24 protein-coding genes are annotated in these 25,653 nt (G+C 43.1%); 9 read left to right on the top strand and 15 right to left on the bottom strand.

From position 1 onward, the window contains the following. Positions 1-10: 10 nt before the first annotated feature. Entirely contained in the window at positions 11-646 is a 636-nt protein-coding gene (locus tag J0L83_07645) for a DNA-3-methyladenine glycosylase (protein MBN8664427.1), read from the top strand. Here the strand turns inward: J0L83_07645 and J0L83_07640 are convergent. Continuing rightward, positions 636-1,646, bottom strand: coding sequence for a PorP/SprF family type IX secretion system membrane protein (locus tag J0L83_07640; protein MBN8664426.1), 1,011 nt, complete (start codon positions 1,644-1,646; stop codon positions 636-638). The two genes, J0L83_07645 and J0L83_07640, sit on opposite strands and share 11 nt — an antisense overlap. A gap of 76 nt (positions 1,647-1,722) precedes the next feature. Then, on the bottom strand, positions 1,723-2,376 hold the full coding sequence (gene upp / locus J0L83_07635) for a uracil phosphoribosyltransferase (GenBank protein ID MBN8664425.1): 654 nt from the start codon (positions 2,374-2,376) through the stop codon (positions 1,723-1,725). A 68-nt stretch (positions 2,377-2,444) separates the two neighbouring features. Here upp and J0L83_07630 point away from each other — a divergent pair, with 68 nt between their 5' ends. Further along, positions 2,445-3,533, top strand: a complete 1,089-nt coding sequence (locus J0L83_07630; protein ID MBN8664424.1) for an anhydro-N-acetylmuramic acid kinase — start codon at positions 2,445-2,447, stop codon at positions 3,531-3,533. A gap of 103 nt (positions 3,534-3,636) precedes the next feature. Here J0L83_07630 and ade read toward each other — a convergent pair whose 3' ends face one another. Further along, positions 3,637-5,280, bottom strand: a complete 1,644-nt coding sequence (gene ade, locus J0L83_07625) for an adenine deaminase (protein ID MBN8664423.1) — start codon at positions 5,278-5,280, stop codon at positions 3,637-3,639. Here ade and J0L83_07620 point away from each other — a divergent pair. Next, positions 5,261-7,705: a glycoside hydrolase family 31 protein gene (locus J0L83_07620; protein MBN8664422.1), complete on the top strand. Its 2,445-nt coding sequence runs from the start codon at positions 5,261-5,263 to the stop codon at positions 7,703-7,705. The genes ade and J0L83_07620 overlap by 20 nt on opposite strands. Positions 7,706-7,776: 71 nt before the next feature. Next, positions 7,777-10,932 (top strand): hypothetical protein, encoded by a 3,156-nt coding sequence (locus tag J0L83_07615; GenBank protein ID MBN8664421.1) that lies wholly within the window; start codon positions 7,777-7,779, stop codon positions 10,930-10,932. A 60-nt stretch (positions 10,933-10,992) separates the two neighbouring features. Here J0L83_07615 and J0L83_07610 read toward each other — a convergent pair whose 3' ends face one another. The 11 genes from J0L83_07610 to J0L83_07560 form a co-directional block, all read right to left on the bottom strand. Next, a complete protein-coding gene (locus J0L83_07610; protein ID MBN8664420.1) occupies positions 10,993-11,589 on the bottom strand; it encodes a hypothetical protein in 597 nt (198 codons plus the stop codon). Positions 11,590-11,631: 42 nt separating this feature from the next. Next, the gene (locus J0L83_07605; protein ID MBN8664419.1) at positions 11,632-13,851 is read right to left on the bottom strand and encodes a carbohydrate binding family 9 domain-containing protein; all 2,220 of its coding nucleotides are present in this window, start codon (positions 13,849-13,851) and stop codon (positions 11,632-11,634) included. 63 nt (positions 13,852-13,914) lie between these two features. Then, positions 13,915-14,598: a tRNA (guanosine(37)-N1)-methyltransferase TrmD gene (gene trmD, locus J0L83_07600; GenBank protein ID MBN8664418.1), complete on the bottom strand. Its 684-nt coding sequence runs from the start codon at positions 14,596-14,598 to the stop codon at positions 13,915-13,917. Between the two features lie 9 nt (positions 14,599-14,607). Then, positions 14,608-15,015, bottom strand: a complete 408-nt coding sequence (locus J0L83_07595) for a hypothetical protein (protein ID MBN8664417.1) — start codon at positions 15,013-15,015, stop codon at positions 14,608-14,610. Between the two features lie 6 nt (positions 15,016-15,021). Further along, positions 15,022-15,411, bottom strand: a complete 390-nt coding sequence (locus J0L83_07590; GenBank protein MBN8664416.1) for an RNA-binding S4 domain-containing protein — start codon at positions 15,409-15,411, stop codon at positions 15,022-15,024. A gap of 2 nt (positions 15,412-15,413) precedes the next feature. Next, the gene (locus J0L83_07585; protein ID MBN8664415.1) at positions 15,414-16,778 is read right to left on the bottom strand and encodes a dipeptidase; all 1,365 of its coding nucleotides are present in this window, start codon (positions 16,776-16,778) and stop codon (positions 15,414-15,416) included. Between the two features lie 58 nt (positions 16,779-16,836). Then, entirely contained in the window at positions 16,837-17,844 is a 1,008-nt protein-coding gene (locus J0L83_07580) for a cation transporter (protein MBN8664414.1), read from the bottom strand. Between the two features lie 36 nt (positions 17,845-17,880). Further along, positions 17,881-18,522 (bottom strand): DsbA family protein, encoded by a 642-nt coding sequence (locus J0L83_07575; protein ID MBN8664413.1) that lies wholly within the window; start codon positions 18,520-18,522, stop codon positions 17,881-17,883. After that, complete coding sequence (locus tag J0L83_07570; protein MBN8664412.1) at positions 18,523-18,933, bottom strand: OsmC family protein; 411 nt, start codon at positions 18,931-18,933, stop codon at positions 18,523-18,525. A gap of 69 nt (positions 18,934-19,002) precedes the next feature. Next, positions 19,003-19,728: a superoxide dismutase gene (locus J0L83_07565; GenBank protein ID MBN8664411.1), complete on the bottom strand. Its 726-nt coding sequence runs from the start codon at positions 19,726-19,728 to the stop codon at positions 19,003-19,005. Then, positions 19,712-21,190 carry an LptF/LptG family permease gene (locus J0L83_07560; GenBank protein MBN8664410.1) on the bottom strand — a complete coding sequence of 493 codons (1,479 nt, stop codon included), beginning with the start codon at positions 21,188-21,190 and terminating at the stop codon, positions 19,712-19,714. Before J0L83_07560 ends, J0L83_07565 begins: the two co-directional genes overlap by 17 nt. Positions 21,191-21,217: 27 nt before the next feature. Here J0L83_07560 and J0L83_07555 point away from each other — a divergent pair, with 27 nt between their 5' ends. Further along, positions 21,218-21,802 carry a hypothetical protein gene (locus J0L83_07555; GenBank protein ID MBN8664409.1) on the top strand — a complete coding sequence of 195 codons (585 nt, stop codon included), beginning with the start codon at positions 21,218-21,220 and terminating at the stop codon, positions 21,800-21,802. Here the strand turns inward: J0L83_07555 and J0L83_07550 are convergent. Then, a complete protein-coding gene (locus J0L83_07550; protein MBN8664408.1) occupies positions 21,791-22,174 on the bottom strand; it encodes an ATPase in 384 nt (127 codons plus the stop codon). The two genes, J0L83_07555 and J0L83_07550, sit on opposite strands and share 12 nt — an antisense overlap. Positions 22,175-22,689: 515 nt before the next feature. Between J0L83_07550 and ffh the strand changes: the two genes are divergently transcribed. The 4 genes from ffh to J0L83_07530 all read left to right on the top strand — a co-directional run bounded on the left by ffh (position 22,690) and on the right by J0L83_07530 (position 25,612). After that, positions 22,690-24,024, top strand: a complete 1,335-nt coding sequence (gene ffh / locus J0L83_07545; GenBank protein ID MBN8664407.1) for a signal recognition particle protein — start codon at positions 22,690-22,692, stop codon at positions 24,022-24,024. An 81-nt stretch (positions 24,025-24,105) separates the two neighbouring features. After that, complete coding sequence (locus J0L83_07540; GenBank protein MBN8664406.1) at positions 24,106-24,582, top strand: hypothetical protein; 477 nt, start codon at positions 24,106-24,108, stop codon at positions 24,580-24,582. A 61-nt stretch (positions 24,583-24,643) separates the two neighbouring features. Continuing rightward, entirely contained in the window at positions 24,644-25,048 is a 405-nt protein-coding gene (locus J0L83_07535; protein MBN8664405.1) for a hypothetical protein, read from the top strand. Between the two features lie 123 nt (positions 25,049-25,171). Then, positions 25,172-25,612 carry a hypothetical protein gene (locus J0L83_07530; GenBank protein ID MBN8664404.1) on the top strand — a complete coding sequence of 147 codons (441 nt, stop codon included), beginning with the start codon at positions 25,172-25,174 and terminating at the stop codon, positions 25,610-25,612. Positions 25,613-25,653 lie beyond the last annotated feature (41 nt).

Here is a 25,653-nt window from a genome sequence, read left to right as displayed (position 1 = left end):
CCTTGGCTGTATGGATGAAAACGCCCTTTTTCAGCAAAAATTGCCGGAAGCTTTTTACCTGCGCAAAAATGTGTTACAGATTGCGCAAGACTTAATAGGTAAGCTGTTAGTTTCTGTACAAGAGGGGCAGTTGGTTGCTGCGCGAATTATTGAAACAGAAGCATATGCAGGCGCTGTAGATAAGGCTTCTCACGCTTACAATAATAGAAGAACCACCAGAACAGAAGTGATGTTTGGAAAGGGCGGGCAAGCTTATGTGTATCTCTGTTATGGAATGCACCATCTCTTCAATGTTGTTACCAATCAAGAGGATATACCTCATGCCGTATTGATCAGGGCTGGCGAAATTGTATTGGGCGAATCTGTTGTGCAGCATCGTTATCAAGCTATTAAGATGGAGCATCGTTTCGGTAAGGGGCCGGGTAATCTGAGTAAAGCATTGGGCATTACCACCACACTCACCGGCACTTCATTACAAACAGATAATTTATTTATCGCTGATGATGGACATCGGATACCCAGAAAACAAGTCATTGCAACACCACGCATAGGTGTTGATTATGCCGGTGCTGATGCGTTACTACCGTATCGGTTTATTGTTGCAGGGCATCCCGCTGTAAGTGGGAAAAAAACAGTTAAAATTTAGGACAAAGCACTGGCCTGTCTGTAGAAGGTCTTCTAGTATAAATGAGTGATATTTCAATACCACCTGCACCACTGGAAGCTGTTCGGAGTGCAGAAGTATTTACATCATAACTGGCACCCAAACGCAAATCGCCAAATTCAACACCGAGATAAGGTATCAATGCATCTTTGAATCTTGTCCATGCACCTACATACAAACTGGTTGGCTTTTCATCCAGTGGATTTGCAATGAGCTGCACAGCACCACCAGCAACAGTTTCGCGTACACCTGCCTGAAAACTTTGTAATGCACTTAAGTGCAAACTCGCATGATCGCTAAATGGGAAAAATCCACCTGCTTGTACGGTTGTTCTGGGCTTTAATTCTGTAGCAACACCTGTAAAACTTTGTTTAGGTCGGTTTACATGATACATGCTTACACCCGCATAAAAGAAATTGCTACCATTGGTGCTGCCTGTGTAGAGTATACCGCTATTTAAATCAAAGTATCTTGATTTCAGGGTGGCATTATTGAATGTTTCTCCACTAACACCAGTAAAGCCATCAACAGTTAATTGATCTTCGAAACTCAGTAAAGCGGTATTCAAGATCATGTTGGCAAAAGTGCCTTGAAAACCCAAACCAAGTTGATGATATCCGTTATCGTCCAAAGTGATGTGATACGCTGTTGATAATGACACATAGTTAAACTTCAATGCGCCGGCTGCGCTTTGATCTGCCAAACCCATCACGCCAACACCCCAGATATTGTTTCTATCCTCTCCCAAAGGTTTGAAATCAGCAGCAAGGGTTGATGTGCGGAAAGCTTGATTAATGGTGGGCCATTGATCTCTGTTGTTGAGGGCAATGCGATAAGTGCCATGAAACTTACCTGTAAAAGCAGGATTTAATGTGAGTGGAGAAGCGAAGAACTGTGAGAAATGCGGATCCTGTGCTGTCAGAAAGTAACAGCAGTGCAGCAGCAGTATTGTCGCGATCAGCCTATTTCGCAATATCCACATAAGAGGAGGACGATAAATATACCGTTTTCGTTGCCTCCTGCCTGAAAAAAGGGGATGAATGACTGTTAAAAACGGCTTATGATTGGTTCTTGGTGCCAAAAGCCAGATCACCAGCATCACCCAAACCTGGTACGATATAGCCCTTTGCTGTCAGTTCCTCATCAATATCACCACACCAGATGCGGATGCCTGTACCCAGTTCGCGTTGTACATATTCCAGTCCGCTGGTAGCCGCAATAGCACATACCAGATGAATTTCTTTAGGTGTGCCTTCTTCCTGCATGTATTGTACTGTCTTCACCAAAGAAGCACCAGTTGCCAACATAGGATCACTAATGATGACGATACGATTCTCTAAAGACGGACAGCTCATGTATTCTAAGCTAATTTCAAAAGAACCGTCTCGATGGTGTTTTCTATAAGCAGAAATGAATGCATTGTCTGCTTTGTCCAGATAATTCAACATGCCCTGATGCAATGGCAAACCTGCACGTAGAATCGTTGCCAGAATGGGTTGTTCAGCCAATACCTTGCTTTCATGAATACCCAAAGGCGTCTGGGTTTCTTTTACCTGATTGGGCAGCAGTTTGCTGATCTCATACGCAGCAATCTCGCCAATGCGTTCCAGATTGCGGCGAAAACGCATTCTGTCTTTCTGCACGTCGATGTCTCTCAATTCAGCTACCCAGTTGCTAACCAGGCTGTGCTGTTCACTCAGGTTGATGATCATGATGAATGGGTGGATTCAGTTAGCTTTGGAGGGCAAAGCTAAAATCTCTTACCTGCAATCAGAAATTTATGTTCTACAGGGCTATCGGACTCATGAGTGGCAGCAGTTTAGACGGATTAGACATCGTATTCGCTGAATATGAAGAATATGGCGGCAAATGGCAGTACAATATTCTTGCTGCTGATTGTTATGCGTATAGTGAGCAGTGGATGAACCGATTACAAGCAGCCATTCACCTGAATGCTTATGATTATATGCTCTTGCACACTGATTTTGGCCGATATGTTGGTGAGCAGGTCAATCAATTTATTCAAGCGCATCAGTTGGAACATAAAGTGCAGTTGATCGGCTCGCACGGACATACCACTTTTCATGTACCGCATTTGGGCATGACAGGTCAGATTGGTGATGGTGCCACAATTGCTGCTGTAACCGGTATCAATGTGGTGAGTGATTTGCGCGCAATGGATGTGGCTTTGGGCGGACAAGGAGCGCCGATAGTACCCATGGGTGAGAAATTATTACTTGCGCAATATCCATTTCTGCTGAACCTAGGCGGTATCGCGAATATTTCCCGCCAGGGCGAAAATTATGTGGCTTTTGATGTTTGTCCCGCCAACCGCGTATTGAACATGTTGGTGAATCAATTGGGCCATGCGTATGATGATGGTGGTACAATTGCAGCATCCGGACAATTGAATACAGCATTACTTACAAAGCTGAATGCATTGGATTATTATCAGCAGCCCTTCCCCAAATCTTTGGCCAATGATTATGGAACAGATATTGTTTTTCCGTTGATACAATCAGCAGGATTGTCCATACCTGATGCTTTGCGTACGTATACGGAGCATATCGCTTTACAATTAGGTTATAGCATAGCAGGTTTGCATGCGGGTAATCAACCAGCACAATTATTGGCAACAGGTGGCGGTGCACATAATCATTTCCTCATTCAAAGAATTCAAGCAGCATTATCACCGTTGCAGATAGAAGTGGTGGTGCCTGATGTCAAACTCATCAATTACAAAGAAGCATTGGTGATGGGTTTACTGGCAGTCTTACGCTGGCGCGAAGAAAATACTGTGCTGCATACTGTAACCGGAGCAACGCGCAGCAGTATTGGCGGTGCGGTGTGGATGGGGCAAGAAGCGTAGGTAAGTGAAAAGGCAAAATTCAAAAGCCTGCCTGCCGAAGCCTCGGCGTAGGCAGGGGAAAGCAAAAAGGTAAAACTGGTTGTTATGCCTTTAGCTTACTGCTCTACAGAAAACTGAAGCTATCTCCATCAAACAAACCCAGATCACTCAGTTTTAAATGTGGGATTACCAATAAAGCCATAAAGCTTAATGTCATGAAGGGCGATTGTAAAGTACTGCCCAGTGCATTTTTACTAAATGCATCAATATTGGAATAAGCAGCAGCAATAGCATAGCCATCATCATCACTCATCAATCCTGCAACAGGTAATGCTACACAATGTGTATGGGTAGCATCAACAGCGCTTACGCCGCCTTTGGCTGCAATCACTGCATTAATGGCTTTGGCCAGACTCGCATCATCCACGCCAACAGCCACAATATTATGGCTGTCGTGCGCTACAGAAGATGCGAGTGCGCCTTGTGTTAAACCAAAGTTTTTAATAAAGCATTTGGCCACCGGTGCTTGCTTGTATCTGTTCACCACCACCATTTTAAGGATATCTTTTTCCGGTTGTGCTAATAATATGCCGTCTTGCGCTTTTGATGCTAACCAAAGCTTATTGGTGATGAGCTGTCCGTCTAATGCTTCCATCACCGGTATCAATCCATCTTGTTGCGGATATTGATCCGCAGGTAATACTAAGTCTTCATCCGTGATCGGCATGCAATCAAACTGATTGATGGGCGTAACGGGAACGGAGGGAATAAAGCTTTGTCCCTTTTCAGCAACCAACTGGCCATTGATGTAAGTGGCAGTCACTTCAAATGATTGAAGATCTTTCACCAATACCAGATCTGCCGCATCGCCTTCCCGCAATAAGCCAACTGGTAATTTGTAATGCAGTACCGGATTCACGCAAGCTGCTTTCAATACTTTGAATATATCAATTCCTTTCGTAACTGCGCGTGCGCAAAGTGCATTGATGTGTGATACAGCCAAACTATCCGGATGTTTATCATCACTACAGAAAAGAATATGATCAGGATATTCATGCAGCAAATCAATCAATGCTTCAAAATTCTTGGCCGCACTGCCTTCACGGATGATGATCTTCATGCCGTATTGCAGTTTATCCAAAGCTTCTTCTTTGGTAAAGCATTCATGATCGGTAGAGATGCCTGCGTCAATATATTGTTTGGCCTGTTCACCGCGCAAGCCCGGTGCATGTCCGTCCACAGGTTTTCCTGCTGCATGTGCTGCAGCAATTTTTTCCATTACTTCGGGGTCTTTGAAGAGTACGCCGGGGAAATTCATCATCTCACTCAGGTAGAGAATATCCGGCTCATTTAACAGCGTAGCTACTTCAGTGCTATTCAAGCTGGCGCCTGCTGTTTCAAATACAGTGGCCGGTACACAACTGGGTGCGCCAAAGAAAAATTTGAAAGGGGTTTGCTTACCATTATTAATCATGAAGCGCACACCTTCCATACCACAGACATTGGCAATCTCGTGTGGATCGCTTACCGTACCTACCGTGCCATGCACGACTGCCAAACGCGCAAATTCGCTGGGTACCAGCATACTGCTTTCCACATGCACATGGCTGTCGATAAAGCCGGGAATGATATAGGGCGCATCGGGTGCTAAGCTCGACAAAGCCTCAACACGAAGAATCTTACCATCGGCAATGGTAATACTTGCAGGATAAACCTGCTCTTTCCAGATGTCTACAAATTGTCCCTGTATGCTTTTCTCCGCAGCCATTGTTGTAATTTTAAAGCACCAAATTACCAATATGTTGATTCGTTTAGGACTGCTTTGCAGTATTTTCTCTTGTTTTTCTGTTTTTGCCCAACCTGTCAATACGGAGAAACTTGTTTTAACGCAGGAATTGCCCGAAGGTGTTGTTCGTGTATATCAGTTTAATGAATCTGTTTATCATGTACGTGTGCAGTTGCACGGACTCACACATCAGGAGAATATCAGCAATGCAGTGATTGCTACACCCAAGCCATACGGGATGTCTGATGTGGTGCGTAATGCAGATCATATTGCGATTGGTGCTTTTAGATTAAGCGGATTGATCAATACCAATCAGCAGCGTGGTTTGCGTTTGCGATTAGGTAAGGAAGAGCGCATATTTGGCGCAGGCGAGAGAGCTATTCCACAAAACCGAAGAGGCTATCGCTTAGATCTGAATAACAATCCTTGGTATGGATACGCTTTTGGTGCAGAGAACCTCAACTTCTCTGTACCTTTTATACTTTCTTCAGAAGGCTATGCAGTATTGTTTGATAATCCTGCACGCGGTTATTTGGATATTGGAAAAACCAATACGGATGTATTGGAGTATGGTGCATCGTCAGGAGAAGTAAACTGTTATGTCATCCTTGGTAAAACCTACCCTTCCATCTTACAGCAATATCATCAACTCACAGGTACGCAACCTATCCCGCCCAGATGGGCTTTTGGCAATTTCGTGAGCAGGTTTGGCTATAGAAGTGATGCGCAAGTGCGCGATGTGGTAGCACGTATGAAAAAAGACAAATTCCCTATGGATGCATTGGTCTTTGATTTGTTCTGGTTTGGTGATAGCATTCAACATACATTGGGTAATCTGGATTGGGTGAATCGCAAAGCCTGGCCTGATCCTAAACGTTTGCTCACTGATTTGTCAGCACAAAAAATCAATCCGATTCTAATCACCGAGCCTTTCATTTTGAAAGACACACGCAATTTCAACAGTGCATTGCCGTATCTCGCAAAAGACAGCTCCGGTAAGCCTTTCATGCTCACCGATTTTTATTTTGGCTATGGCGGTTTACTGGATGTTTTCCGTAAGGACGCTCAGGAATGGATGTGGCAGCATTATGCCAAGCAGATTGGCAATGGGGCCAAAGCCTGGTGGACAGATTTGGGCGAGCCGGAGAAACATCCGTCAGGTGTGCAGCATGATTTGCGTGATCTTGGATTCAACCGACTTTTTGGTGCTGATGAGGTACACAATATGTATGGTCATTATTGGAATAAGATGTTGTTTGAACAGTACGCGAAGCATTTTCCTGATACACGTTTGTTCCATTTGAATCGATCTGGTTATGCAGGATCACAGCGCTACAGTATTTTCCCTTGGACAGGTGATATCTCCCGAACCTGGGAAGGCTTTAAAGCACAAATGCCCATCCTGTTGGGTATGAGTTTGAGTGGTGTACCCTATATCCACTCAGATGCCGGTGGCTTTGCGATGGTGAATCAGGATGATCCTGAATTGTACTTGCGTTGGTTGCAGTTTGCTGCATTTACACCTGTGTTTCGGCCGCATGGTACAGCATTGGAAGACATTACACCTCCGAACACTAAATCTGTTCCATCAGAGCCCACTTTCTATCCCGAGCCTTATAAAAAAGCAGCCAGAAACGTAATTCGTTTCCGTTACGATTTAACGCCATACAATTATACCCTCGCATACGAGCAGGCTGTTAATGGAAAACCTTTGATCCGTCCGATGTTCTATAGTAACCCAACTGACAGTAATGCATACAAGGCCGAGCAACAATTTATGTGGGGCGATGCTATACTGGTGGCACCTGTGATTGAAAAAGGAGCAGTCACCAAACAGATTTATTTCCCCGAAGGCAAGTGGTATGATTGGATGCGCAACAAATCCTACACAGGTGGTGCTTGGATTACTGATTCAGTTGCCCTAAACGAGCTTGCTGTATTTGCCAGAGAAGGCAGTTTTGTGCCAACAGTCTGGGGTTTCACGAATTTAGAAGACTATCATACAAAGGACTTAAATGTGGTCTATTTCCCATCAGCAAAAGCAACTAGTTATACCATGTATGACGACGATGGATTAACCAATAAGAGTTGGGAAAAAGGCGCTTTTGAACTCATTGAATTCAATGGCCAGCAATTGGCTGCAAGTACAAAAATCAGTATTGCCTCAACGGGTGGAAATTTCAAAGGCCAGCCCGAAGTACGTAATCTGCGTCTCTATGTAGCTGATCTGGCTAAGAAGCCGCAATCAGTAATGGTAAACGGACAAGCATACAAGCTGCAAGTCTATACCAAAGGCAGGAAGACAATCTTACAGAAAGGCTATGCCGTATATTATCCAGATACCCGAATGTTGACAGTGGTTACACAGCTAAAGACAAAATCGGCGTTGCAAGTATCGGTTCGTTAGTGCCACCACTGGTATAATCTATTTTTTTCTCCGTGCGCTGAGTTGTAAATTACTTGCCCAATTCAACGCATATGAGAAAACTATTGCTGTTGTTCGCTGCTTGTACAGCTTTAACAACATTTGCCCAAAAAAAGAGAGTCAACACATCTGGCGCTGCACCCGTTCCTGAAGTAACGGTGAATGCGGAATCAGAAATTACTGCGAAGAAAAAGTATCGTTTGGTAGGCCCCTTCCGAGGTGGCAGAAGTGCAGCTGTTGCAGGTGCTTACAAGAGTAAGAACACTTTTTACTTTGGTGGTACCGGTGGTGGTGTTTGGAAAACAACTGACGGCGGTAATAACTGGAAGAATGTTTCTGACAAATATTTTGGTAGCTCCATCGGTGCTGTTGCGGTAGCCCCTAGCGATGATAATATCGTGTATGTAGGTGAAGGCGAAAACACCATGCGTGGTAACGTAAGTGAAGGCCTTGGTGGCGTATGGCGTAGTGATGATGCAGGCCGCACTTGGAAGAATATTGGTTTGAAAGATGGTCGCCACATCATTCGTTTGGTGATTCATCCGCGCGATCCCAATACGGTATGGGCTGCTGTTGTAGGTCACTTGTTTGGCCCTAACGAAGAGCGTGGTGTCTATAAAACCACAGATGGTGGTAAATCATGGAAGCGTGTACTCTATGTCAATAATCAAACTGGTGCGAGTGATCTGGTGATGGAGCCGGGAAATCCATCTGTATTGTATGCAGGATTGTGGCGCGTGATTCGTACACCATATTCATTAGAAAGTGGAGGTGAAGGCAGCGGTTTGTGGAAGAGCACTGATGGTGGTGATACTTGGACAAATATCTCGGCTAAGAAAGGTTTACCCAAAGGTGTTTGGGGTATTGTAGGCGTTGCAGTTGCGCCATCTAATCCTGATAAGTTGTATGCGATTGTTGAAAATGCCAATGGCGGATTGTATTACAGCAATGATGCCGGTGAGTCTTGGTCATTGGCCAGCAGTGATAACAATATTCGTCAGCGTGCATGGTATTATACCAAAGTATTTGTCGATCCTAAGAATGAGAACTTGGTGTATTGCCCCAACGTAGGCTTTATGCGTAGCCGCGATGGTGGCAGAACATTCCAGAGTGTGCCTACACCACATGGTGATCACCACGATTTGTGGATCGATCCTGAAGATGGCAACCGTATGATTGTGGCTGATGATGGTGGTGCACAAGTGTCTTTTGATGGTGCCAATAACTGGAGCACTATGATGAACCAACCTACTGCGCAGCTCTATCGTGTGTCAACTGATAACGCATTTCCTTATCGCATCCTCGTAGCGCAGCAAGATAACAGCACATTGCGTATTCGTCATAGAACAGCAGGAGCAGGTATTACTGAGCGCGATTGGGATGTAACAGCAGGTAGTGAAAGTGGTTATGTGGTTGCAGATCCATTGAATCCTGAAATTGTCTACGGTGGTAATTATGGTGGTTATTTATCTCGCTTGGATCACAGAACGGGAGAGAACCGTGCCATCAATGTTTGGCCTGATAATCCGATGGGTGCTGGTGCAGATGTGTTGAAGTATCGCTTCCAATGGAATTTCCCCATCTTCTTCTCGCCACACAATCCTAAGAAACTGTATTGCGCAGCGAATGTGTTGTTTGCAACAGAGAATGAAGGTGCTAGCTGGACTGCACTCTCTCCCGACTTAACAACAAATGATAAAACTAAGCAAGGTCCAAGTGGTGGTCCGATTACGAAGGACAATACTTCCGTTGAATACTATTGCACCATTTTCACTGCAACAGAAAGCTGGGTAGAGAAAGATTTGTTGTGGACGGGTAGCGATGATGGTATTATAAGCGTGAGCCGCGATGGTGGTAAGAATTGGGAGAATGTTACACCTAAAGATGCACCTAAGTGGATGATGTGGAATAGTGTAGAAGTGGATCCTTTCAAAAAAGGTGCAGCATATTTTGTAGGTACCCGTTATAAAGTAGATGATTACACGCCATATATCTACAAGACGGAAGATTATGGTAAGACCTGGAAGTTGATTACGACCGGTATTGATAAAATGCATTTTACCAGAGCCATGCGTGCAGATAGAAAACGTCCGGGTTTATTGTATGCAGGTACAGAATATGGTATGTATATCAGTTATGATGATGGTGCCATTTGGAAGCCCTTCCAATTGAATCTGCCTGTAGTGCCCATTACTGATTTAACGATTAAGGACAATGATTTGATCGTGGCTACCCAGGGTCGTTCAGTATGGATCATGGATGATCTTACTTTGTTTCAGGAGGCTAAACAAGAAATTTTACAAAATAGACTCTATGTATTTGAAGTAAAGCCTGCTTTGCGTATGCAGCGTGCCGGTGGCCGCTTTGAGCGTATGATGGGTGGCACTGCTCAAAACATGGGTACCAATCCACCCATAGGTGCGGTCATTAATTTTTATGCAAAAAATGTTACTGATTCAACAAAAGCCAGCATTACCGTGTACGGTAAGGATTCGGGACCTATTAAAACATTTAGCACTGATGCAAAAGATCCTGGGTATAAAATAGAGATCACTCAAGGTATGAATCAGTTTGTTTGGGATTTGTTATACCCACCTGCTGATAGGGCAGAGGGTATGATTTTATGGAATGGTACACCTGGTCCAATTCTAGCAGCACCAGGTAAATATTACGCCAAGATAAAAGTAGGTAAAGACTCTGTTAGGGTAGAGTTTGATGTTGTTGCAGATCCTGTTTATAAGATGACGAATGCTGATTATGAGGAGCAAAGAGATTTCTTGCTAAATACAACAGAGTTGTTTAACAAAGTTCAAAGTCATATAAAAGATATCAGAACCCTACGTACACAGATCAATGAGCTCTCTAGCCGATGGGGTAAGGAAACACCTCAAGAGTTCAAGGATCAGGCCGATGCCATCAATAAACAGTTGACTGTCATTGAAGAAACCTTGTATCAGACTAAATCAAAGAGCGGTCAGGATCCATTAAATTTCCCCATTCGCTTGAATGATAAAATAAGTGGTTTGTTTGACGTAGTATCCAGTGGTAATATGCGTCCAAGTAGACAAGCCTTTGAGGTTTTTGGAGAATTGGCTCGTCAGTGTTCAAAAGAGTTTGAAAAGTTCGAAAAAATTAAACGAGAAGAACTACCTAAGCTCAATCAGTTGATCCGGGAAAAGCAGTTACCGGTGATTGGTTTGAGAAACTGATGATAAGACTACATGACATAAAAATCCCCGCATACCGAATTTTCGGACAGCGGGGATTTTTTATTTTCTTTTCGTAATAACCGTACCAATTGGTGTGTCTACTTCCATTTGTATTAAGCTACCATTCTGGTAAGTATATGTACTGGATTTTCCATCTGGGTTGGTTATTTTATACTTTCCTCCACCAAGAGCGGCAACCGTTACATTAGCGCCCCACATATTCGAAAAAATACTACTCAGGCCTTTGGGTTCTTTGAAGTATAGATCCGCAACACAGAATTGTATTTCTTGATTAGCAATACTTGTTTTTGTTCCATTTCTTTCAATGCTGTATTGCTTTGGAGCTGTACGGATTGTTTCTGCATGCACATCGGAGGAGCCACGGTTGGCATGGCGATAGGCTGTTCCTTTGATAAGGCTACCGTTTTCATGGGTGGTGGTTAATTCAGACTCTACGTGCACTGAAACCATAAGGACTTTATTGTCACAATTGGTTTTGATGTCTTTTATCGACCTAGTATTGGTCTTTTGTTCAGTTGCTATCACGTCTCCGATGTCTTTGCCTTTCATCAAAACATCAAAGCTGATACTGGTTTGTTGTGCTGTTCCAACAAAGGAAAAAAGTAGGATACCTAATCCTGATAAGCAGATACGCATGGCAAGTTATTTGAACTGAATTTACGGAAATCTGTTGTTCATCTATAAATTCAGCCAGTAATTCAGCTTGAAAACAATGGCCCGGTTTCTGTTTTTGAGCACAGGAGTGGTGAGGTAATTGTCTGTGTAAACCAGGAACAAGTCGCTCATAGGCTTGTAACGCCACTGAAAACGGCTGTTGATATTGAAATTATTGTTCTGGGTATTGTATTGTAGAAAAGTAGTCCAGAACATGCTGGTATTGAAATTAATTTCTACACGGGGAGCAATCAGTAGCAGTTCTGTTTTGCCATAAATACCCGGGAATCGCAAATCATAATAATCTGCTTGTAAGGCAATATTCAGGTGCGGCTGATTACGGTAATTAATCATGGCACTCACTTGCTTACTGGTACCATTGTAGAATTCACCACCACCTGCACCAATTCGGTAACTGAATGTTTTTCTGAAATCAGATTCATATTCTACAAAGAAGTCTTTGTAGCGATAATAGCCTTTGGGTATTGGGGTGGCTCCTGTAAAACTTGTTGGGAAAAGTAAATCCACCTCATTCAAACCTCCACGCATAAACAGGTTCGACGTATTCCTGAACTGCATGTTGTAGCGCAGGTTGATATTTCTTTCGTTGAAACTATTATTAGGGTTGTTGATGAGCAAATGACTGAGCACAATATAGTGCTGGTTGAAAATACTTTTCTTCGGAAAGATGCGATAGCCTGCTTCTGAGTAGAATTGTTTGAAGCCAAGCCTGATAATGGAGTCTTTATCGGCATCATAGTTTTCAATTCTCTGGATAAAACCCATGTCGGCGTAGTAGTTCGTGCCCACAGTTGCATAATCGATCAACACATTGAGATTTCTGCCATTGTATAAGCCTCCAAAATCCGTAAACATGTCTTCACCCTTTATACCCGGCTTATAGCTTTTGTGGTAAGCCGACCATGCATTCCACTTGCCTTGAATATCTGAATAGTTGAATTCGCCTCCCAGGTTTCTACCATATTCATCCAAGGGCTGCTGCTTCAGTTCATCAGCAGTCATGAATGCCTGACGATTGAGGAAGTAAGTATTAAAGCTGGAGCGTTTAAACACTTGGTGCTTTACGGATACAGCAGAATAGTTTTCAGGAGCATAATCATCCTTTCTGCCAGTCTGCATGTTCATCACACCAATTCTGGTTCGTTTATCCAGATTGCCTGTTAAACGAACACCACCAAGGATAGGAATCCTGTTGGCAAACTTATCCAAGCCAATTCTTCTTGAATAGAAAGGTCTGATTAATGGGATACCATATTCAGAATAGAGATCAGCGTTTTCTAAAAAGAAGTTTCTGCGCTCTGGAAAAAAGATATTGAAGCGAGTAAGATTGGTTACCTGTCTGTCAACCTCAATTTGTGAAAAGTCTGGATTAACTGTAATATCCAGATTCAATGATGAGTTCAGTGCTACTTTGGCATCAAAGCCCGCATTGAACTCGCCTTTGCCAGGTTGGTTGTTTTCTTTATCGCTGTTAATGCCGCCTGTGGAGTATGGGATAAATACCACATTGCTTTTGGATTGTGGCGGAAGTTGATCCCAGACCAGTGCACCGGTATAACCAATATCATAAGAGCGAAAATTCACCGGCACATGCGTCCAGACTGAATATTCATTGCTCTTCGTATCAATCCGCACAAAATTGATGCCCCACGTAGTTTTATCTGCACTGTAGCGCAGCGATTTAAATGGGATAGCTATTTCAGCAGTCCACTTATCTGCATATTGCTTGGTGGCTGAATACCATTTATTATCCCAGCTGGGGTCTAAATCACTGCTTGTATTGATGAGTGATTCAGATTGTGCATTGAATGCATTCACCACAAAGAAATAACCATTGGTTCTTTGATTCACTGGATCAAGTACAATCCCAAATCCATCATTGCCATCATGACCTACATCTCTTTTTAGGCTGGTGATGAATGCTTTGCCTGAATCGTAAGCGGTTACAGAAAAGTAGATAAAGCGTTCATCGTACAATGCTTTCACTTCTGTTTTACGTTTGGGCTTGCCTTCATCTGTTGGAAATTTCATCCAGAATGGGCTGGTGGTTTTGGCAAGCTGCCAATCCTGTTCGGCAAATTCTCCATCAATCTTGATGGTAGTCTGCGCTTTACGTATAGGTAATTGGTAATCTTTCTGAAACGTGATACCATCTCTTTGCTGGGCAAAGGCCTGCGAAAATAGCAGCAGCAGGGTTATTAAGAAACAACGTTGGTTGTACACGGCGGGTTATGACATTAACAACAGCTTGAAAGCTGCACAGGCGCTAAAGATAGCTTTATTTCGTCACTCTCCATTCAGCAAGTCGGGTCTCCTTGTTTTGGTTCTTTCGAGTGCATGTTCGTGTCGCCAATCAGCCACTTTTTTGGGATCACCACTCAGCAAAACATCCGGTACCAGCATGCCCCGGAAATCTACGGGCCTTGTATATACTGGTGGGGCCAGTAATTGATCCTGAAAAGAATCAAATAGGGCAGAGGTTTCATCATTCAGCACGCCCGGCAATAAACGCCCTATGGCATCTACCACCACCGCTGCTGCCAACTCTCCGCCGCTGAGTACATAATCACCAATGGAAATTTCCATGGTGACATACTGCTGGCGAATACGCTCATCAATGCCCTTATAATGGCCGCAGATGATGAGCAGTTTCTCTTTTAGGGATAAGCGATTGGCTATCTTTTGTTCAAACCGTTCACCATCAGGTGTCATATAGATGATGGCATCGTACTTGCCATACTGTTCTTGCAACTCGTCTATAGCTTTGGCCAAAGGTTCGCACATCATCACCATACCTGCGCCGCCTCCGTATTGGTAATCATCAATCTGTCCATAGGCATTCACTGCCCATTTACGCAAATGATGCACCCTCACTTCCAGCAGGCCCTTATCCTGCGCACGTTTCATGATGCTGTGCGAAAGTGGACTTTCTAATAGTTCGGGTAATACACTGATGATGTCGATGGTCATTGTATTCAATTAATCATGCTGATGCAAAGTGATGGTTTGTCTGCTCCAAATGCGCACAGGGGTGCCATTTAGTTTTGCAGGAATCCAGTTTTTGCTGGATTTCCAAATTACCTGCATGGCAGCTTCTTTAGCGCCATAACCTGGATCTGTATCAGATTTCACAAACAAGACTTCACCCTTTTCAGAAAGTACAAAATCTACTATTACGGTGTAAGATCCTGCCGGCGCACTGTTTCGGTCGAGAACGTCTCTGTCTAAATTGTTTTCAAGAAATCTAAGCCAGCCATTCAACTTACCCTTGAACTCAGCAAATTCTGTGGGTTTACCATAATAGATATTCGCCGTATCAACTGGCTCTTGTGCTCTCGCTATTGATAATAGGCTAAAGAATGCAAGTAACAAGAATGCTTGTTTCATATCGAATTAGTTTTCCATGAAGTCATCTAAGTCTCTTCGCTCACGCTTGGTTGGTCGGCCAATCTTACTCAAACGTTTACCGGTATGAAAAGAAGCTGCAACCACTTTCATCCGTTCAATCTCTTCAGCGGGTGTAAGGTCTAAGTAATGCTGTATTGCTTCGCTGTATTGTACACGATGATCCAATAAGCCTGTTACTTTAATCACCCAGCGTTTGGCTTCAGTCTTCACTTCATATTCATCACCAACATGCACTGTTTTGGCAGCTTTGGCTGCAGCACCCTGAAACTTTACTTTTCCTTTTTCACAGGCTTCGGCCGCCTGTGAGCGGGTTTTAAACAGGCGTATCGACCATAAGTATTTATCCAGTCTCAGTTTCTCTTTCGCCTCAGCCATGATTACTTGTTCGCATAGTACTGATGGAAATAAGGAATGGTTTCAATGCCCTTGTAGAAATTGAACAGATCGTATTTCTCATTCGGACTATGCAGGTTATCGCTATCCAAACCAAAGCCCATGAATACAATCTTCAGGCCCAGTTCTTTTTCAAACAAAGCACAGATGGGAATACTACCGCCACCACGCACAGGAATAGGCTCCTTACCAAAAGTGGTCTGAATGGCTTTGGCAGCTGCCTGATATTCTTTTGAATCAATCGGCGTCATATAGGGTTCACCACCATGATGCTCTGATGCTTTTACAGTTACACCAGCAGGTGCGATGCTTTGAAAATAATTCAGGAGCTTCTCAGTAATTTTCGCAGAAGACTGATTAGGCACCAAGCGTGCAGAAATCTTTGCATAGGCTTTGGAAGGCAGAACGGTCTTTGCACCTTCACCGGTATAACCGCCCCAGATACCATTCAACTCCAGTGTTGGACGGATACCTGTTCTTTCATTAGTAGCATATCCTTTTTCACCCCAGAGTTCTGTAACGCCAAGGTCTTGTTTATAAGCAGCTTCATTGAAAGGTGCTTTGGCCATTTTGGCTCTTTCTTCTGGCGTAGCTTCTACCACATCATCATAGAAACCGGGTATGGTGATATGGTTGTTTTCATCATGACAAGAAGCAATCATTTTAGCCAGCATGGTGATGGGGTTGGCAACAGCACCACCGTAAACGCCGCTGTGTAAATCACGGTTTGGTCCGGTTACTTCTACTTCAATATAACTTAGTCCGCGTACACCCACATCAATAGAAGGTGTATCCATACTCAGCATAGAAGTATCACTGATTAGGATTACATCGGCTTTCAATAAATCTTTATTCTCTTGTACGAATGTGGCCAGGTTAGGACTGCCCACTTCTTCCTCGCCTTCAATCAGGAATTTGATATTACATGGGAAGCTGCCGCTATTGTTCATTACCTCCAATGCTTTCACATGCATGAAGAATTGGCCTTTATCATCACATGCACCTCGTGCATAGATTTTTCCGTCTTTGATTACCGGCTCAAACGGACCGCTATGCCAGAGCTCCAATGGATCAGGTGGCTGTACATCGTAGTGGCCATAGACCAACACTGTTGGTTTGGAAGGATCTACATTTTTCTCGCCATAGACAATTGGATGGCCTGGTGTAGCATAAATTTTTGTGGTATCTGCACCTGCTTTTTTCAGGTGAGCTTCCACCGCTTCCGCACAACGAATCATATCTGCTTTATGCTCACTTCTTGCACTCACACTGGGTATTCTCAACAGGTCCAGCAGTTCTTCTAGAAAACGGTCTTTATTGGCTTCCTGATATTGCTTCCAAGCTTCCATAATCGGTATTTTAAAATGGGCTACGAAATTAGTCAGTTATTGCCTTACAGCAGCATATTTATGCTTTGGCTGCTGATTCTCTGCTGCTCTGGTGTTTGGCATTGGACAGCAGGTTGTTAAGGTTCCAGCTAAGCGTTTCCTCTTTGGGATGCAATCGCTTCTCACACTGGGTTTTACTGCAAATACGGCAACTGAACGGAAGGCAGCCGTCTGTATGTACGAATAATTCGATGGCATCCCCAAATTCCTGGCGAATAATGGCCCCCAGCTGATCAATTTCCTGATGTGCTTCATGGATATTGAGGTACCAGGGCACGGTTAAATGACAATCTATATGCAGGGTAATACCATATTTGATGACGCGCAGATTATGGAGGTCGATCCAGTTTTCCTGTCGATTGGCATTTAGTACATCCACAAATCTTTGTAACAAAGCCATATCCGCTTCATCCATAATGCCGGCTAGTGAAGCACGTACAATCTGATAACCATTGTACATAATATAGATGCTCATCACAGCAGCAAGTGCTTTATCAATCCATGCTAAACCTGTAAACAACATTAGCAACAAGCCAAGAATAATGGCAAGGGTAGAGTAGGTATCTGTTTGCAAATGTTTACCACTGGCTTGTAAAGCAAGCGATTGATTTTTCTTCCCAATACGGATACATACAGTTCCTGCGATATAATTCAATAATGCAGTGATGCCTACCAATATTAAGCCGGTATCGAGTTTGTGTACTTGCGCATCATCCAATACGCTGCGTACGGTTTCGTACATGATGAGTACACCGGCCAACACAATCAATGTACCTTCAACAGCTGCAGAAATGAATTCCGCTTTGCCATGCCCATAAGGATGTTCTTTATCGCGCGGCTTTGCAGCGATATACAAACTATATAAACCAATTACACCGGCTAATACATTTACGATGCTTTCTAACGCATCGGTAAGAATAGATAAAGAATGCGTGAAGAAATAAGCGATGAGTTTGCCTGCCAGCAGTACTACACTCAGGATTGATATCCAAAGCTGTACACGAAAATTTTGTTTGGCAGTTTCCAAGGGTCTTGTTTCTGTAAATGTACGGCTTTGTTATCCCTAGGCCAATGACTGCAGAAATTGTTGCATGGTTTGGTTCAACGAATCAAAAGGTTGATAGCCCTTGCTTAGGAGATAGTATTTTTCATCAACCAAGGCAACCAGTGCAGGGTAGCCTGTGATGCCCATGGCTGCTGCATATTGAAAATCTTGTTCTGCCGCATAACGTTGCTCATCTGTGGACATTTGTTGCAGAAAATCTGCCGCATCCAGCGAGGGATAAGCTTGCAAGATTTCAGCATACGTTGCATCATCCTGTAAGTCTTTGGCTGCTGCAAATTGGGCCCGCTGAATGGCAGAAGCAAATGCTAATGACTGTTCTGGATAATGTGCTTTGAATAAACTGAGGGCAATGGATGGTTTTACAGACGATTGATACAATCCACCGCTGCGCAGTTTTGCTTTGTATGCTTTGCCAATGGTAACTCCTGTATACTCCTCTAAGCGCGGAATGGCTTGCAGAATATAGTTGGCCATCTGTTCATCCATTATGCCTTCTCTGGCGCCCACCACCATGCCACCACTGATCACTTCTACGGTGAACTGATCTTTATAAGTATCCGCTATTTGATGCATGACCGGACCAAAACCATAGCACCAGCCACAGAGTGCATCATACACGTAGAGTAGTTTGCCTTTCATTTAGATTAGTTCAATGGTATAGTTAACCGGGCAATGCTTTTTAATCATGATGCTGACACCACAATACTTCTCCTGTGAAAGATCTACAGCACGTTTTACTTTATCCAAATCTTCCGGTGCAGCATTGATGCGATAAGTAAGATTGATATGTGTAAAAACCTTTGGTATTTCTTCTGTTTGTTCTGCCTCAGCATGGATTTCCAGCTTGCTGAAAATCACCCGCATTTTCTGCAGCATCTCAACTACATCAATACCAGTACAGCCACATACGGATGCTAACAGCATGCGTTTGGGGCTCATGCCACTATTAAGTCCTCCACCTTCTACTGTTGTATCTAATCGGGCAATATGGCCGCTGTCTGCAACAGCATCAAAAGCCAGGGCTTCCACCCATTTTACAGTTGTATGCATAGAAAGAATTTGTGCAAAGGTAGTAAACCACTTTGCCGTGAAAGCGGTAAAGATTATCGATTCCGGAAATTATATAGCTGCCTCAAAACGCTGCTGTACATAGTTCCAGTTCACCACATTCCACCAGTTGGTGACATAATCTGCACGCTTATTTTGGTATTTGAGGTAATAAGCATGTTCCCATACATCCAATCCCAGCAAGGGCAAGCCTTTGATTTCACTCACATCCATTAAGGGGTTATCCTGATTGGGTGTAGAACCAATGATGAGTTTCTTATCGTTGTTGAGTACCAGCCATGCCCAGCCACTACCAAAACGGTTTTTGGCTGCATCACTGAATTGTGTTTTGAACGCTTCGAAAGAACCAAAACTACTATCGATGGCTGCAGCTAGTTTGCCAGAAGGTTTGCCATTGGCACCCGGCTGCATGCATTGCCAGAATAATTCGTGGTTATAATGACCACCACCGTTGTTACGCATTTTGGCAGAATATTTCGATATGCTGCCCAGCAGTTGTTCCAGCGAAACAGCATTGGTATTCACTTTCTCTGCAGCACAGGCATCAACTAAATTTTTGGTATAGGTAGCTGCATGTTTGGTATAGTGAATTTCCATGGTCATGGCATCAATCACCGGCTCTAACGCATTATAGCCATAAGGCAGGGGTGCTTGTGCATATCCAAATGCAGGAGGTGTTGTTGCAAAGGCGGGCAATACAGTTGCGCTTAAACCAATAGCTGCTGCAGCTTTACCGGTGTTACTGATGAATGCTCTTCTGCTAAGCGGGTTGGCCATAATCATCAGGCTTTTGTTTGCCTGTCTTATTCAAGTTAGTAAATATCTTTTTCAACTGAACGTAGGAGCGATAGTAAAACTCTTTGTTGAAGAGCTGTGAGTCGCGCATAGCCTTGTACGTCAGGAAGAAACCAATTGGTATCAATACAGCAGTAGATAACCACATGCCTGCAAAAGCAGTGGTTACAGATTCTTTCACAATTTTCTCTCCAACTGTATTCATTAGGTGAAAGAGCACGAAGAAGATAATGGCAAAAACTAGTGGAGTACCTAATCCACCTTTACGAATGATGGCTCCCAATGGTGCGCCAATCAAGAACAGGACAATACAAGCTGCAGATAAAGTGAATTTTCTATGCCATTCAATTTCATGCAAGCGCACACCGGCTGATTTGAATTTATAATCGGTAGCCAGGTTTTTCGCAGCATTTTGTGCACTTACCAATTGACTGTGTGCCCTTTCTATAACGCGCACTTTGATGGAGTCTGGTATAGATCCTGCAAAACCTTGTTTACCGATGGCTTTGAATGATTTTAATGAATCTGCTGAAGTCCAGATGGAGTCTCTGTAGCGAATGAAAACCAGATAAGGCATGATGTCTGCTAATGCTCTTTTCTTGTAAACAGAATCGCCTTTTACCAAAGAATCGATAGAATGATTCAGCTGTCGTATACTCAGCATTTTTGGATCATACCGGAAAGCACTGTCTTCAGTCTTACTCATCTTAAAGCTCCGCAGGTCGAGTACTTTTTTATACTCTTTAAAGCCCATACGGATATACTCCGTATTCGTGCTGATGCGTGGACCTCTTTCTTCGTAGCGCCAGCCATTCTTCAAAGTAAACTCTAAGAATTTTTTATCTGGTGTTACACGCATCACGCCATCATTGGCTACAATCATATTATCCTGCAGCTGATAGTTGCGTTCATAAATCACCACATTGTGGATGATACTATCGTTTTTCTCTTTCTTGCCAATTTTAATCACAAAGCCTTCAATCTTATCGAAGAAAACGCCTTCTTTGATTTCGAAAGCAGGCTTGGAAACGATGATGTCATATTTGAGTGAAGCCAGTTTTAACTGCGCAACGGGAATGATATTATTCGAAAACAGAAAAGCCAATCCGCTCAATAAGATGGTAACCAACAAAAGTGGGCGCATGAATCGCGCCAGCGAAATACCAGCAGATTTGATGGCAACGATTTCAAATGTTTCACCCAGATTGCCAAAAGTCATGATGGATGAGAGCAGCAGTGCTAGCGGCAATGCCAGTGGAATCCATCCGATGGCAACAAGGCCAGTCAGTTTAGCCAGTGTTACCATATCCAGACCCTTGCCCACCAGGTCATCAATATAGAGCCAGAAGAACTGCATGATGAGCACAAACAGCGAGATAATAAATGTGGCCACAAAGGGGCCGAGGAATGCGCGAATAATGAGTATGTCCAGTTTTTTGACCACCTGCCTGCTTGTGCGGATATTTGATGCATGGCAAATGTAATGCTTTCCCATACCGAACTGGAAATGGTCACCAATGCGGAACTGATTTTAACAAAGAACCGGATCATTCAAAAAGTCATGGAGCTGTTTGGTCAGGTTAGTGCCGCTGCTCAGGACACGCTCTCAGTAGGCCTATTAAAAGATTTGCCGGATGTGCAGGCCATAGGCCCAAAGATTTCCAAAGGAGAGCAATACCAGGAATTGCCTTGGGTGATGCTGGACTATCCAAGATTGTTTAGCAATCAGCATGTGCTGGCCATCCGCTGTTTTTTCTGGTGGGGGAACTACGTTAGCCTGGTCTTGCATCTGAAAGGTGACTATTTGGATAAACATCGGGTAAGATTGGCTGCCAATCCTTGGGGCGAAGCAATGCTTTTTGATGCAGGACAAGACGAATGGAATAATGATCTAGGGCATGCAGACTTTCAGCCAATTCAGCAGGTTCCTGCAAGTGTATGGCAGGAACGGAGTTATTTTCGTATTGCAACAAAAATCCCACTCAGCGAGTGGGATCGTATCGAATCATTTTTGATGAATCAGTATCAATACTTCAATCAGGTCTTAACTACCTAAGCGGTGGAAGAGTTCCTTAATTTGGTATTCCCACAATTGGCTCTGATCCTTGATTTCATTCTTTTCTGCAAAATCCTTTACGATCAGGATGGTCTGATTAGAGATTTCCGTCTTCTCAATACGGAATTCAAAATATTCATGCTTATCGGTATGTAACCAACGGAAGCGAACAAACTTATCCTGCTCAAGATCCAGCAATTCAGCCTTATCGGGCTTGCCGCCGTTCCATGAAAAACTATACACGCCTTCCCACTCATCAACCTTATCTGCAAACCATTCCTGCAGCCCAGCTGGTGTGCTCAGGAATTCGTATAAGATAGCTGGTGAACAACGTACCGGAAACTCTAGTGTAAATAACTGCCTCTTACTCATTCGAAAATTTGATTTTCCTGCATTGCAGGGGCTGCAATTATATGAATTAATCCATAGCCGCCAAATGTTTTTTGGGCGGGTAATGACTACTGGTTGTAAGTGTTAGAATTTAAAGGAATCATCCACTGATAATCAGTGAATTAAGTTTTATGTAGATATGACCATTCGCTATCTGCGCTGGATTGAATACTGATTGGCTTTGATCAAGCTAATTGCAGCTTTTTGCAGGGTATGCACTGTAAACGACCTTAAATTTCCATTAAAGCACAATAAACTCGGCATACCCCTGCAGATTCTGTTGTAGTTTCATTGTCCAATATCCAATGAAAAGAGTGGCAGCATATCCTGGAAAAACCACTGCTACATCCCCGAAGGTCCAATAATATCCTGTGGAAGCTACCCCAGCTGGTCTTTATCCCCTTCGGGTTTTCTTTTGATCGAACTCCATCAACTATATTTGCCTCGCTTAAGTGAACCTCAGGTTCACTTTTTTTTCGCGGAAAACTGCAATAACTATGTTTCAAAATCTGTCTGAAAGGCTCGAATCGGCGTTTAAGCACCTGAAGGGAGAAGCCCGAATTTCTGACCTCAATATTGCCAATACCATTAAAGATATCCGCCGCGCATTGGTGGATGCCGACGTAAACTATAAAATCGCCAAGGAATTCACCGATAAAGTGAAAGACAAAGCACTGGGTGAGAAAGTGCTTACTTCTGTGAGTCCCGGCCAGTTGATGGTGAAGATTGTGCAGGATGAGTTAACGGAACTCATGGGTGGTACTGCGGCTGATTTTAGCATCAGCGGTAATCCTGCGGTGATTTTGATTGCAGGTTTGCAGGGTAGTGGTAAAACGACTTTCACAGGCAAGCTGGCCAATTACTTGAAAACACAAAAGGGTAAGTCGCCCTTGGTAGTAGCAGCGGACATTTATCGTCCTGCGGCCATTGATCAGTTAACGGTTTTGGCCGGACAAATAGGCGTAGATATTTACGCAGAGCGCGAGAACAAAGATGCAGTAGCGATCGCGCAGAATGCGATCAAAGAAGCCAAAGCAAAAAATAAAAATGTAGTCATCATCGATACAGCCGGTCGTTTGGCAGTAGATGAAGTGATGATGACGGAAGTGGCCAATATCAAAGCAGCAGTTAACCCTACCGAGATTTTGTTTGTGGTGGATTCCATGACGGGTCAGGATGCGGTGAACACAGCGAAAGCTTTCAATGACCGACTCGATTTCAACGGCGTTGTTTTAACCAAATTAGATGGTGATACCCGTGGTGGTGCGGCACTCTCGATTCAGTACACGGTAAACAAACCGATTAAGTTTGTGAGCAGTGGCGAGAAGATGGATACACTGGATGTTTTCCATCCGGATCGTATGGCTCAGCGTATTTTGGGTATGGGTGATATTGCTTCACTCGTGGAGAAAGCGCAGGCGCAGTTTGATGAAGAGCAGGCCAAGAAGCTGGAGAAAAAAATTCGCAAGAACCAGTTCGATTTTCAGGATTTTCTGGATCAGTTGCAACAGATCAAGAAAATGGGTAACCTGAAAGATTTGATGGGTATGATACCCGGTGTGGGCAAAGCCATTAAGGATGTAGACATCAGTGATGATGCATTCAAAGGCATTGAAGCCATGATCAAATCCATGACACCTGAAGAGCGTGCCAATCCCGATATCATTACACCACAGCGTCGTGTGCGTATTGCCAAAGGCAGTGGTAAGGATCTGCAGGAAGTGAATGCGTTTATGAAGCAGTTTGAGCAGATGAAGCAGATGATGAAGATGATGAACAATATGCCCATGCGCGGTATGCCCGGTATGGGTGGATTGATGGGGAAGCGATAGATTTGTCGTCGAAGCTTGATAAGCCATCGCTGATCAGCATGTTCATGTGAGGAGCCTGATAAAAATTTAAACTCATCTTAAGTGCGTATTGATAAAAGATTTTACACAAGCGTACTATTGATATTGGTATCAACAATCGCTTTTTCACAAAAGCAAGATGATATTGATAGCAAGCATCTTAAGCTCTTTTTCAAGCATGTACGCTGGACCTGTCCCGAAGACTCAATTAGGCCTAACGAGAGTACTTTACTTTTCTTTGAACTACATATTGATAGTGCTGCTAAGCTTGTAAAAGTAGAGAGTTGGAATAATCCATTGTGGTGTAATTTCAAGGATATCAAGCAGGCTTTTTACAAGCTGGATAAAGCATGGTTTGAATATCATGCCGGACAGGTAGTGATCATCCCCATGCTTATTTTGTTTACAGGGGAAAGTGATTTTGGTAACCCTGTTAAATCTTACTTTGATGCAGATAGACTGCGTACTAGTTTAAGAAGCAAGGGGGTTATGGTTGATTGTATTATTGTTTCTTATTTAAAAGAACCTATCATTAATTAATGATTTTTTTCCGTAGCATTTTTGATTATAAGAAGATGCTACGGTTCTAAAATCTTTCAATGTGAAACTGAAATCAGTAGCTTATTTCTGTCTTGTTGCTTTTCTATTGGCTTTTAAATCGGGCAACACAGTGCCCAACTTTACCGGTAAATGGCATACTGAATCAGCAAATGCATCATTCGATCTGGATCTTACGCAAAACAAAAATGCCTTGCGTGGATCGCATTGTTCAGTGCAAAATGGGGGTAATAAAACCGACTGTGTTTTAGATGATACAGACATTTCTATAACTGGTATTGTCGGAAATTCATCCACAGTTACTGTAACTTTTACAAGTCAGTTTTCCCAAAAGAAGGGAAGTGCCAAAATCACTAAGATGAATGATTCAACTATTGAGTGGGAGATCATAACTAAACCCAAGGGAGTGTTTTATATTCCAAGTCATACAACCCTAAAAAAAAGATAAAGCCCTTTTAATTCCCAGCAGCTTATTTCTATTTTGAGTAGACACTATGGTTTTCAGAATATCCCAGACTTGGCCGGATTTGTTTGGAAGAGAAAGGCATTATTTTAGCGTAAAATCCGTTGAATGAAAAACAGTATTGTAATTCTTTGTCTCGTTTATTTAACCTCATTTTGTATTAAAGGATTTGGTCAGACAACTCAACTTGAAAAAAAGTTGATCATCGGAACATGGATATCCGCTGACAATGATTTAACGCTGGTGTTTGAAAACGATTCTATCTGTAAAGAATACTATGCCAAGCAAATTCAAGCGAAGTATTTGTATAAAATCACCCCTGCTGACTCCTATTGCGGCAAGCTTACAAAGGTGAATATGAAGAATCAGCTGATTAGTTTCTTAGAGTTAAAAGACCTTGAAACAAGAGAAATTACCTGCTATGAGATTAATGGAGTCAATAAAACAACCCTAAGCATAACAGAATATATGATGCCAGAGCCGGCTGTTTTCAAAAGGAAGAATTTGACCAGCAACAAGAAAAAAAATCATAAAAGGGTAGTCCAATAATTGCTTATTTGGGCAAACTTGGCTTCGAATGTTAATTTTCT

Source organism: Chitinophagales bacterium (genome assembly GCA_017303835.1).
GTDB lineage: Bacteria > Bacteroidota > Bacteroidia > Chitinophagales > Chitinophagaceae > JAFLBI01.
Note: the sequence above shows the minus strand (reverse complement) of the source record. Positions and strands in the feature narration are given on the sequence as shown.